Genomic DNA, 13,138 nt, shown 5'->3' with positions numbered 1-13,138 from the left:
AGCATAGAACAAAATAACTCAGTACAATATTATTTTGCAGTATAGGAAATTTCGTCAAGACCATCACTTACATCAATGAATAAGTTGTTATCTTTGAAATACCATAAATCATGTTCGGCGATTACAACATCTAAGCCTTCATAATTATTTTCATAACCGATTTCAAGATCATTCTTCTTATCAACGCTAAAGGCAGGACTGAAACCTTGTTTTAATTGGAATTCTCCACCATAACGTACGAAGAATTGTAAGACTTTGTCATCTTCAGGTAAATCAAGTTCTTCTTTAAACCAAGACACAGCATTATCTGAAAGTTCTATTTCCATAATAAAAGGCCCCTTTCGACTCACAAGCGCTTCACTTATGACAGTTAGTCACTAATTTATGAATTAGTATTATATTAATTACCCGATTTGAGTAACGTTAAAAGCAGTATACCACACTTTTTTTATTAAATATTCAAAATAAACCGACTAATAACTTAAATGTGGAAAATTCATGCTAATGACCTATATTAGTAGTATAATAGAAATAATGGTGTTTTAAGGTAATCGGAAATACTCAGCTAACCGATGTGATCGGAATCATAAAAATAAAAAGCCAGAGGTTGAACACCTCTAGCTTAGTTCTTTATTTGATACTTTTTTATTTACTAAATGACTTTTGTAATAGTTACATCCATTTTATTTTAGGTTCTTCACCTTTAAATATTCTTACGATATTAGTGCGATGTCTGATGATTAATAATACTCCGACACCGATGCTAACAACAAATAAGATATAGTCCCGAATTAATAAAGCACCAATAACGCAACACAGTGATGCGATGATACTTGATAGAGATACGTACTTTGTTAAATATAATATTACAAAGAAAATTGCTGCTAAAATTAATAATAAGACAGGATTGATACCAAGTATGACACCAGCACTTGTTGCTACTGCTTTACCACCTTTAAATCCAAGATAAACCGGATATACATGACCAAGAATTGCAAAGGCACCAACGATAAGACCATTTGTGAAAAATGTACTTATAGCACCATCTGCATGGACAGGTAACCAAAGTGGGAAAAACACAACTATAAAACCTTTGAATATATCTAAAAAAGTTACTAGAAAACCAGCTGGTTTTCCTAATACTCTAAAACTGTTTGTTGCACCAGTGTTCCCACTACCAAATTGTCTAATATCTTTTTTAAAAAATAATTTACCTATTACATAGCCACTTGGAAAAGCACCGATAAGGTAACTTAATATTAACATGATTACGATCATCATATATAATCACACATCCTTTAATGACATTAAAATTATTTTACCACATCAGACTATGTTTATACGAATAAATTTTTCAAAAAGGATATGATTTCTTCTTTAAAATTGATTTGGTGCTTGCATTTTAATTAGATTTATATAAAAATAACTATTGTATAGTTTTAAAAACGAACGTACGTTTGTAGGAGGGCGAAACGATTGGCAATGAATAAACAAAATAATTATTCGGATGATTCCATTCAGGTTCTTGAGGGATTAGAGGCCGTAAGAAAGCGACCTGGGATGTATATTGGTTCTACCGATAAACGTGGATTACATCATTTAGTATATGAAGTTGTCGATAATTCCGTCGATGAAGTATTGAACGGTTTTGGAAATGAAATCATAGTAACAATTAATAAAGATGAAAGTATTACTATAGAAGATGATGGACGTGGAATGCCTACAGGTATTCATGCTTCAGGCAAACCTACTGTAGAAGTTATTTTTACAGTACTTCATGCAGGTGGAAAATTTGGACAAGGTGGATATAAAACTTCAGGTGGCTTACATGGTGTAGGTGCCTCGGTAGTGAATGCTTTAAGTGAGTGGTTAGAAGTCGAAATCCATAGAGATGGAACGATTTTTACACAAAGCTTTAAAGATGGTGGAAGACCCGCTTCAGGACTTGTCAAGCATGGTAAAACTAAAAAGACCGGTACAAAAGTAACGTTCAAGCCAGATCCAGAAATATTTAAATCAGCTACATCATTTAACTATGATGTGCTAAGTGAACGATTACAGGAGTCCGCCTTTTTACTAAAAAGCCTAAGAATCACTCTGAAAGATTTGAGAGCAGGAAAAAAACGAGAAGATGTGTTCCATTACGAAGAAGGTATTAAAGAATTTGTAAATTATGTCAATGAAGGTAAAGAAGTATTACACGAAGTAGCAACCTTTGATGGCGAAGCGAATAATATAGAAGTCGAAGTAGCTTTCCAATATAATGATCAATATTCAGAAGGTATTTTGAGCTTTGTTAATAATGTACGTACTAAAGATGGTGGGACACATGAAGTTGGCTTTAAGTCAGCAATGACACGTGTCTTTAATGATTACGCGCGACGCATCAATGAATTAAAAGATAAAGATAAAAACTTAGATGGTAATGATATCAGAGAAGGTCTAACGGCTATCATTTCTATACGTATCCCAGAAGAATTACTTCAATTTGAGGGACAAACGAAATCTAAATTAGGAACAACGGAAGCAAGAAGTGCAGTTGATTCTGTCGTAGCAGATAAATTACCGTATTATTTAGAAGAAAAAGGACAATTATCTAAAAATCTTGTGAAAAAAGCAGTGAAAGCACAACAAGCTAGAGAAGCTGCTCGTAAAGCAAGAGAAGATGCGCGTTCTGGTAAGAAGAATAAACGTAAAGATACATTGCTATCTGGTAAATTAACACCGGCACAAAGTAAAAATACTGATAAAAAAGAATTGTATCTTGTAGAGGGTGACTCTGCAGGTGGTTCTGCTAAGTTAGGTAGAGATCGTAAATATCAAGCCATATTACCGCTAAGAGGGAAAGTAATCAATACCGAAAAAGCGCGATTAGATGATATTTTCAAAAATGAAGAAATCAATACCATTATCCATACTATTGGGGCCGGCGTGGGTAACGAGTTTAAAATTGAAGATAGCAATTATAATAGGATTATTATCATGACAGATGCTGATACAGATGGTGCCCATATACAAGTACTGCTACTAACATTTTTCTTTAAATATATGAAACCTTTGGTAGAAGCTGGAAGGGTATTTATTGCATTGCCACCTTTATATAAATTAGAAAAAGGTAAAGGTGCTTCAAGAAAAATTGAATATGCTTGGACAGATGAAGAGTTAGAAAAATTACAGAAAAAATTAGGTAAAGGTTTTAGTTTGCAACGTTATAAAGGTCTGGGCGAAATGAATGCTGACCAGTTATGGGAAACAACAATGAATCCTGATACAAGAACGTTAATTAGAGTACAAATTGAAGATGAATTACGTTCATCCAAACGTGTAACTACATTAATGGGAGATAAAGTTGCGCCACGACGTGAATGGATTGAAAATCATGTTGAATTTGGATTACAAGAAGATCAAAGTATTCTAGATAATAATGAAATTCAAATTTTGGAGCAGGACAATCCTAATGAGGAGGAAAGAAATTGAGTGAAATAATTCAAGATTTATCGCTAGAAGATGTTATTGGCGATCGATTTGGTAGATATAGTAAATACATCATTCAAGAGCGTGCATTGCCAGATGTTCGTGATGGGCTCAAACCTGTTCAAAGACGTATACTTTATGCAATGTATTCAAGTGGAAATACGTATGACAAGAATTTCCGTAAAAGTGCTAAAACAGTCGGTGATGTAATAGGTCAGTATCATCCACATGGAGATTCGTCAGTTTATGATGCTATGGTACGACTCAGCCAAGATTGGAAATTACGACATGTACTAATAGAAATGCAAGGTAACAATGGTAGTATTGATAATGATCCAGCAGCTGCCATGCGTTATACCGAAGCTAAATTAAGTAAGATTTCTGAAGAATTATTAAGAGATATCAATAAAGAAACCGTACCATTTATGCCAAACTATGATGATACGACGACGGAACCTATGGTATTACCAGCAAGAATACCTAACTTGCTAATTAATGGTAGTACAGGGATATCTTCTGGTTATGCCACAGATATCCCCCCTCATAATTTAGGCGAAGTGATTCAAGCTACACTGAAGTATATTGACAACCCTGATATTACAGTGAGCCAGCTCATGAAATATATGAAAGGCCCTGATTTTCCAACAGGTGGTATCATACAAGGCATTGATGGAATTAAGAAAGCCTATGAAACCGGTAAAGGTAAAATTATAGTCCGTTCTAAAGTAGAAGTAGAAGAACTAAGAAATGGCAGAAAAGAGCTTATTGTTACTGAAGTTCCATATGAAGTCAACAAAAGTTCGCTTGTTAAAAAGATGGACGAATTACGTGCTGATAAAAAAGTAGATGGTATTGTCGAAGTACGAGATGAAACTGACCGTACAGGACTGCGTATAGCGATTGAATTGAAGAAAGATGTAAACAGTGAAGCTGTAGCTAATTTCTTATATAAAAATACCGATTTACAAGTTGCGTATAACTTTAATATGGTCGCGATTAGCGAAGGGCGTCCTAAATTAATGGGTATTCGTCAAATTATCGATAGTTATTTAAATCACCAGATTGATGTTGTGACGAAACGTACGCGCTATGAGTTGGATCATGCTGAAAGTAGAATGCATATTGTAGAAGGATTAATGAAAGCTTTATCAATTTTAGATGAAGTCATTAAACTAATCAGAAACTCTAAAAATAAAAAAGATGCTAAAGATAATTTAGTTGCTGAATTTGATTTTAGTGAGGCACAAGCTGAAGCAATTGTGACATTGCAATTATATCGTTTAACAAATACGGATATTGTTCAACTCCAAGAAGAACATGATGAACTAAAAGCTTTAATTGAACAGTTAAGAAATATTTTAGACAATCATGATGCATTATTACAAGTAATCAAAGAAGAATTAACAGACATTAGAAAACAATTTAAACAAGAGCGCTTGTCTGATATTGAAGCTGAAATAAGTGAAATTAAAATTGATAAAGAAGTTATGATTCCTAGTGAAAATGTAATTATGAGTATTACAAAACATGGTTATATTAAACGAACTTCTTTACGTAGTTTTAATGCAAGTGGCGTAGGTGAAGTTGGTGTTAAAGATGGTGATGCCCTTTTGAAACATCAAGAAGTTAACACATTAGATACAGCCCTTGTCTTTACGAATAAAGGGCGTTATTTATTCATACCAGTGCATAAATTAGCTGAAATAAAATGGAAAGATTTAGGTCAACACGTGTCACAAATAGTGCCAATTGACGAAGGGGAACATGTCATAGATGTCTTTTGTGAGAACGAGTTTAAACCCGAAACTTTTTATATACTTGCTACGCGTGATGGCATGATTAAGAAAAGTAATGTGTCCATGTTCAAAACGTCGCGTTATAACAAACCGTTGGTGGCAATGAAACTAAAGAATGATGATGAAATCATTAATGTCATGCGCATAGAAACGCCACAGTTACTCACTGTACTTACGCATAAAGGTATGTCACTCACATACAGTAGTGATGAACTGTCAGATACAGGTCTAAGAGCCGCGGGTGTTAAATCGATCAATTTAAAAGAAGCGGATTTTGTGATACTGACACAGTTAATTACAGAAGGAAATACTATTTTAATGGCAACGCAACGTGGTTCTTTAAAACGAATTCATTTTAAAATATTGCAGGTCGCTAAACGTGCACAGCGTGGTATTACTTTGTTGAAAGAACTTAAAAAAGCACCACACCGTATTGTTGCAGCAGAAGTAGTCCAACCCGGACAAACCATGTATACCATTTATTCAAACAAACAAGAAGAATCTGGTAATATCAAGGACATTCATTTATCAGAACAGTACACAAATGGCAGTTTCATTGTAGATATAAATGACTTTGGAGAAGTGGAAAGTTTGATAATTAAGTAATTGAATTTCAAATTTCATTAGTCATTATAAGTTTATAATGATAAAATATCATTTAGGTACAATAAAAAATAAAAACAAGAGGTTTATATTAGTGGAAAAGACGCGAAAAACATTGTTTAAACGAATGTTTGAGTAGCTTTTCCGATTTTCGTTCGCATTCTTATATCATTAGATATTTGACTATGTGTGTGAAATCTACTATAAGTCTCTTGCTTTTAATATTAAATTTTAAACAAAGAGATGAGAGGGATTAAATTGAGAGATTTTGATAGTTTAATTCCAGATTGGTTCAAAGCATTTGTTCAAGTCGGGAATGATTTAATTTGGTCACAATATCTAATTGGGCTATTAATTACTGCTGGTATCTTCTTTACAATTAGTTCTAAATTTGTGCAGTTAAGATGGATTCCAGAGATGTTTCGTGCCATTGGAGAAAAACCAGAAACATTAGATAATGGTAAAAAAGGTATTGCGCCATTCCAAGCGTTTGCAATTAGTGCAGCGTCACGTGTAGGTACTGGTAATATTGCAGGTGTTGCTACTGCAATCGTTTTAGGTGGTCCAGGTGCTGTATTTTGGATGTGGGTTATCGCATTTATCGGTGCTGCAAGTGCTTTTATAGAAGCGACTTTAGCTCAAGTATACAAAGTACCTGATGAAGATGGTGGTTACCGTGGTGGTCCAGCGTATTACATAACTAAAGGATTAAATCAAAAGTGGTTAGGTGTCGTATTTGCTATATTAATTACAATCACCTTTGCGTTTGTTTTTAATACAGTACAGTCTAATACAATTGCCGAATCATTAAAAACACAATATAATGTGAGCCCTGTTATCACAGGAATCATTTTAGCGGTATTTACAGCAATCATTATTTTTGGTGGTGTTCGTAGTATCGCAACAATGTCATCAATTATTGTACCTATCATGGCAATTTTATACATTTTTATGGTCGTAATCATATTATTTATGAATTATGATCAAATTATTCCTATGATTTCTACAATTATCAAAAGTGCATTTGGTTTCGAACAAATCACAGGTGGCGCAGTTGGAGCTACAATATTGCAAGGTGTTAAACGTGGTTTATTCTCAAATGAAGCAGGTATGGGGTCAGCGCCTAATGCTGCGGCAACCGCTGCTGCGCCACATCCAGTCAAACAAGGGTTAATTCAATCACTTGGTGTGTTTTTCGATACGATGCTTGTATGTACATCTACTGCCATTATGATTTTATTATACTCAGGATTAAAATTTGGTGATAAAGCGCCACAGGGTGTTGCAGTTACACAATCAGCACTTAATGAACATTTAGGTAATGCGGGTGGTATTTTCTTAACAGTTGCTATTACACTATTTGCCTTTTCATCAGTAGTGGGTAACTATTATTATGGTCAGTCTAATATTGAATTCTTATCTAAAAATAGAATGATCTTATTTATATTCAGATGTTTAGTCGTGGTCTTAGTATTTATTGGCGCAGTTGCCAAAACAGATGTTGTTTGGAGTACTGCTGATTTATTTATGGGATTAATGGCAATCGTCAACTTAGTGGCAATCATTGGATTATCTAATATCGCATTTGCAGTTATGAATGATTACCAACGACAACGTAAAGCAGGTAGAAAACCAATTTTTAGACCCGATGAATTAGATATTAATTTATTTGGTATTGAGAGTTGGGGCGTTAAAAATAAAAAGTTCTAATGAATAATTTGAAGCTATGCATTTCCTGAGTTGGAAATTGCATAGCTTTTGTTATGTCATGAGATTATTCTATCGTTAGCAATACTACTTTCAATTTTTGATTTTTCAATATATAATGCTTATTGACATAATAAGAAGGATGATTAATTTGAGTTCTTACCTGATTACAAAGGTGTTAAATAATAATGTGATAATTTGTACAAAAGATAAAGAAGAATATGTGCTGATAGCTAAGGGGATTGGTTTTAATAAAAAGGCAGGCATGCCCCTACAAGAAAATCAAACTATTGAAAAAGCGTATATACTCGATCAAAAACTACAGCAAGAACATTATAAAACCATTATCGAGTATGCTGATGATACATTGATACAAGCTGTGATTGATGCAGTGAATATTATTACGAGTTCTGAGATGAAAATAGACAACCAAACGTTGGTCGTTTCAGTGACAGATCATATCATATTTGCATATAAACGTTTGCAACAAAATCAAATTATAACTAATCCATTCGTTGTAGAAACAAAACAATCGTACAGTGAAGCTTATGCTATAGCGGAAAAAGTAATAGAACGGTTAAATGATGTGCTGGACGTCAATTTTCCAGAAGATGAAATTGGATTTATTGCATTACATATAGCTTCAAACATTGAAACGTTGACTATGCATGAAATAGAAATAATAAATCACTTAATAAATAAAAGTATTTTTATTGTAGAACATGATTTGAAATTTACTGTAGATAAAGAAAGTGTCCAGTATCAACGTTTTATTAGACACATACAGTTTTTAATAAGAAGGCTAAGAAATGGTGAGGTATTGCAAAAAACAAGTCCATTTGAAGCATTATTAAAAGAACAGTATCCGCTGTGTTTCAATGTTGCATTAAAAATAATGAAAATGTTGCAACAAGAGTTAAATGTGTCTATATATGAAGCAGAAGTAATTTACCTCACGTTACACGTTTATCATTTCACAGTTGATAAATAATAATAGAAAATATGAAATTCTAATTAAAAGTCATCTATGAGGGTAGTAGAATAAAGTTGGCGCATACTTAAGTTACAGAGTGAATCACTGTAATCATTGATTCCATATATTTTGAATAGCGACATCTATGTTTGATACATATGGAATGTGTTATTATTAATCTAACGCTTGAGCTATTGCTGTACTTGTGCTTGAAGATTGTTGTATTAATGTGAATATGCAAATTTTTTAAGAATTAATTTAAGGTATGGTGAATTGAATGTCGAATGAAGAAAATATTAAGCAAGAAAAAGTGAGTGGGAAAGATAGAATGAAATTGAGTTTTCCTGAAACCCGCTTCATGAAATTTTTCGGTGGTAAGGATCTACTCTTTGGTTTGTTAATACTGATACTTGTTGGAATCGCAATTTTTATATTTGACCAAGTTTCCTATGTTTTCAAGCCTTTTATCATCGTATTTAATACAATTGCAGCACCCATTATTGTTTCAATTATTTTATATTACTTATTCAATCCATTAGTTAACTTAATGGAACGTTATAATATTTCTAGAATTTGGGGAGTTATTATTCTCTTCTTACTGATTATCGCTGTGATAGCACTAGCTGTTAACTTACTTATTCCAGTGATTAGTACACAGATTAAGAGTTTTGGAAATAATTTTCCACACTATGTAGATAAAGTAAATCAATTTATCGATAGTATTACTAAATATTCACTGATTTCTAATTATTATGGTCAAGTACAAGATCAATTAGATGCGTTAGCAAATAAATTACCATCTATGATATCAGATTACTTTAATGGTTTTGGTTCAAAAGTTAAGAATGTAGCAGAGGCATTAGTTAATGTTGGTGTAGTCATTGCAACAACGCCATTTGTTTTATTCTTTATGTTAAAAGATGGTCATCGTTTTAAAGAATTTTCTACGAAGATCATGCCACCAAGATTCAGAAAAGATTTTCATGATTTATTAGATAAAATGAGCGAACAAGTTGGTTCTTATATTCAAGGACAAATCATCGTATCATTCTGTATTGGTATTCTGTTATTTATCGGTTATAGTATTATTGGTTTAGATTATAGCTTGATATTAGCTTGTATAGCTGCGGTAACAAGTGTTGTTCCTTATATTGGTCCTACAATTGCGATTTCACCGGCAATCATTATTGCTTTGATTACCTCACCAATTATGCTATTGAAATTAGTTATCGTATGGACAGCCGTTCAATTTATTGAAGGACACTTCATTTCCCCTAATATTATGGGTAAAACATTGAAGATTCATCCGCTTACAATCATCTTCATTTTATTAAGTGCTGGTAATTTACTCGGTGTTGTTGGTGTTATCTTAGGTATACCAGCATACGCGATTTTGAAAGTATTAATATCACACTTATATCTTTTATATAAACGTAGATATAATAAATATTATGGTGATGATGCAGGTGAATACGAAATTCAAGACGAGGAAGTTATTCGTTAATCTGTATCTTGCTGCGTACATGAGTACGACTCTATATGCTAAGATGTATAACGTTATTTTACAAATCACACGTCTCTTTGGAAAAATATTTCAAAGGGACGTTTTTTATATATCATAAAAGTGAAGACGCTATTTGATTTAAGTCATTCAAATGAAATGATGAGGAATGTCTACAACCTAACAATAATGTTAGTATTTATCATTAAAGTTTTATTTCATATGTAATAGTATTGTGATATATTTTTTGTAATGCATAAGAAATATCCAAAAGTGAAGTGAAAAGAAAATATGTCTAAGGAATTAAGAAGTAAATTACTTTCTATATTAAAAGTAATATTTGCAATTGCATTATTTATTTTTGTTGTCTTTACATTGTATAAAGAGCTCTCTCATATTGATTTTAAAGAGACAATAAAATCTTTTGATCAAATAAATAGAGTTTGGTTAGTGGCGCTATTCTTAAGTGGTGGCCTTTCAATTGTTGTACTATCACTGTACGATGTTATTTTATCGAAAGCATTAGATTTACGTATATCTTTATTAAAAACAATTAGGATTGGTTATATTGTCAATGCCTTAAACGCCGTAGTTGGTTTTGGTGGTTTTATCGGTGCTAGCGTACGTTTTTTATTTTATAAAAATACCACAGACGATAAGCGCGCATTACTGCATACAATATCAATTGTATTAGTGTCTATGCTTACAGGACTGAGTTTACTGTCTATTCTCGTTGTAGTTCATGTATTTGATGTGTCGCATATCTTTAGTCCATTTCCGTGGATGCATTGGTTGCTATATATTGTTGCATTATTTTTACCAGCATTTATCTTATTTACTATCATAAAACCAGTACAAAAAGATAAAAAAATTGCTTGGTGTTTATTGTACGATTGTATCTGGTGTGGAGTGGTTTATTGCAGCTTTGGTATTATATATGGCTATGTGGTTAGTCGATATACATATTTCGTTCGCCACGTTTATGGGGATATTCATTATAGCTGCACTTTCAGGTTTGATCAGTTTTATTCCTGGTGGTTTTGGTACATTTGATTTAGTTGTATTATTAGGGTTAAAATCAATGAAAATTCCTGAAGAAAGTATTGTACTAGCGTTACTACTTTATCGCTTTGCGTATTATTTATTCCCAGTATTAGTTGCCTTGATTTTATCTACGTTTGAATTTCGTAGTACAGCTAAACGTTATTGGGAAGGCTCGAAAATTATAGTTCCAATGAAAGATATGACTTCTCTTCTTGGGTCATATCAAAAAGATATTATTGCACGTATTCCGTCATTTTCGATTGCTTTATTGCTAATGTTTACGAGTATAGTATTTTTCTTGAATAATTTAACGATTATTTACGATGGTTTGTATAACCCACACCATTACATTTATTATATTATTGTCTCAGTACACACTTGTGCTTGTTTATTACTATTATTAAATGTATTTGGTGTGTATCATCTTTCTAAACGTGCCATCTTGTTTTCAATCATATCAATTATCTTAATATTTGTGGTAACTGCCTATACTTATGCATCTTTTATGTTAATTAGTTGGCTTATCATTATGTTGATATTATTAGTCATATTTTATAAACGCGCACATGTGATTAAACGACCGTTTAGATATAGTAAGTTATTTGTAAATATCATTTTGGGTTCTGTAATCTTATATATCAACCATCTTTTTATAGCTAGTACATTTTACTCGTTAGATATTTATCACATTGAAGTAGATACTTCAATTTTAAGATATTATTTCTGGTTTACCATTATACTTGTAGCTATGATCGTAGGTATTATTGTATGGTGGTTTGAACAACGTTATAGAATATTACGTAGCGGTAGTGAAGACGAAATATGTAACGCTATTATCAAACAGCATGGAGGTAATTATTTAAGTCATTTAATGTATAGTGGTGACAAAAAATGCTTTATAAACGAAACACATGATGCATTTTTAATGTATAGATACAAAAACAATGCACATATCGTATTGGGAGATCCTATCGGTAATCCTAAGTCATTTCAGAAACTATTAGAAAGTTTTTACAAAGAAGCGGAATATTTAGGCTATGATATTATATTCTACCAAGTGACAGATAAATATATGTCCTTATACCATAATTTTGGTAATCAATTCTTCAAATTAGGCGAAGAAGCTTTAATAGATTTAACGACGTTTACTATATCTGGTAAAAAGAAACGTGGTTTACGTGCGACGCTCAATAAATTTGATGAGCTTAACTTATCGTTTGAAGTATTAACACCGCCATTTTCACAAGCTTTAGTGTCAGAATTAAAAGATATTAGTGATGACTGGTTAGGTGAACGTAATGAAATGCATTTTTCTGTAGGTAGTTTTGACCCACACTATATATCTAAAGCACCTATAGCCGTCATTAAAGATAATGATCAGACAATTATTGCATTTTGTACATTGATGCCAACGTATTATAAAGCAACTATGTCGGTTGATTTAATTCGTTGGAAATCTGATGTAGCGTTGCCACTTATGGATGGTTTATATTTAAATATGCTGTTATGGGCAAAAGAAAATGGTTATGAGCGTTTTAATATGGGAATGGCTACATTATCTAATGTGGGGCAGGTGCCATATGCATTTTATGGTGAAAGAATTGCGGGACGTGTATTTGAACATTTTAATGGTTTATACCGCTTCCAAGGTCTTAGAAGATATAAAGAGAAATTCAATCCGGATTGGGAACCAAGATTTCTAGTTTATCGTAAACATCACTCATTATGGTTGAGTATGTTAAGCGTGATGCGTGTGATTAGAAAAGGGAAATAGAAGAACGTATACGCTAAAATTAAAAAACCAACACGTACAATATATGTGCGTGTTGGTTTTTGTTTAAGGCGTTTAGTGTTTAATGGTTTGTGTAGTTAAATACTGGAGAAGTCATTAACTACTTAATAAACTAACTGGTGTTTCTTGCTTAAATATTATTTTGACTCTAACTATATGGAATTTCTCGTTACCCCTTTGTCAAAGGTACGAACATAATATAACACTTATGGTAAGCGCTTTCAATATTGATAGAACAATTTACTATA

General features: G+C 32.5%; 7 protein-coding genes and 1 pseudogene. 6 read left to right on the top strand and 2 right to left on the bottom strand.

The annotated features are described in order from the left end of the window. Positions 1 to 29: 29 nt before the first annotated feature. Positions 30 to 326, bottom strand: a complete 297-nt coding sequence (locus tag QMO72_RS07890) for a HesB/YadR/YfhF family protein (RefSeq protein ID WP_069824168.1) — start codon at positions 324 to 326, stop codon at positions 30 to 32. A 346-nt stretch (positions 327 to 672) separates the two neighbouring features. After that, positions 673 to 1,281 (bottom strand): glycerol-3-phosphate 1-O-acyltransferase PlsY, encoded by a 609-nt coding sequence (gene plsY / locus QMO72_RS07885; protein ID WP_069824167.1) that lies wholly within the window; start codon positions 1,279 to 1,281, stop codon positions 673 to 675. A gap of 201 nt (positions 1,282 to 1,482) precedes the next feature. Here plsY and parE point away from each other — a divergent pair, with 201 nt between their 5' ends. From parE to mprF, 6 genes and pseudogenes are all read left to right on the top strand, one after another. After that, positions 1,483 to 3,477 (top strand): DNA topoisomerase IV subunit B, encoded by a 1,995-nt coding sequence (gene parE / locus QMO72_RS07880; protein ID WP_286093270.1) that lies wholly within the window; start codon positions 1,483 to 1,485, stop codon positions 3,475 to 3,477. Beyond that, positions 3,474 to 5,876 carry a DNA topoisomerase IV subunit A gene (gene parC / locus QMO72_RS07875; protein WP_103267346.1) on the top strand — a complete coding sequence of 801 codons (2,403 nt, stop codon included), beginning with the start codon at positions 3,474 to 3,476 and terminating at the stop codon, positions 5,874 to 5,876. The genes parE and parC overlap by 4 nt, the downstream gene beginning before the upstream one ends. A 255-nt stretch (positions 5,877 to 6,131) precedes the next feature. Then, on the top strand, positions 6,132 to 7,583 hold the full coding sequence (gene alsT / locus QMO72_RS07870) for a glutamine transporter AlsT (RefSeq protein WP_103267345.1): 1,452 nt from the start codon (positions 6,132 to 6,134) through the stop codon (positions 7,581 to 7,583). Positions 7,584 to 7,731: 148 nt separating this feature from the next. Further along, positions 7,732 to 8,571, top strand: a complete 840-nt coding sequence (gene glcT, locus QMO72_RS07865; protein ID WP_103267344.1) for a glucose PTS transporter transcription antiterminator GlcT — start codon at positions 7,732 to 7,734, stop codon at positions 8,569 to 8,571. A 259-nt stretch (positions 8,572 to 8,830) separates the two neighbouring features. Then, complete coding sequence (locus QMO72_RS07860) at positions 8,831 to 10,057, top strand: AI-2E family transporter (protein ID WP_069824162.1); 1,227 nt, start codon at positions 8,831 to 8,833, stop codon at positions 10,055 to 10,057. A 288-nt stretch (positions 10,058 to 10,345) separates the two neighbouring features. Next, positions 10,346 to 12,872, top strand: a pseudogene (gene mprF / locus QMO72_RS07855) (bifunctional lysylphosphatidylglycerol flippase/synthetase MprF). Positions 12,873 to 13,138: the final 266 nt, after the last annotated feature.

The organism is Staphylococcus casei, assembly GCF_030294405.1.
GTDB lineage: Bacteria > Bacillota > Bacilli > Staphylococcales > Staphylococcaceae > Staphylococcus > Staphylococcus succinus.
Note: the sequence above shows the minus strand (reverse complement) of the source record. Positions and strands in the feature narration are given on the sequence as shown.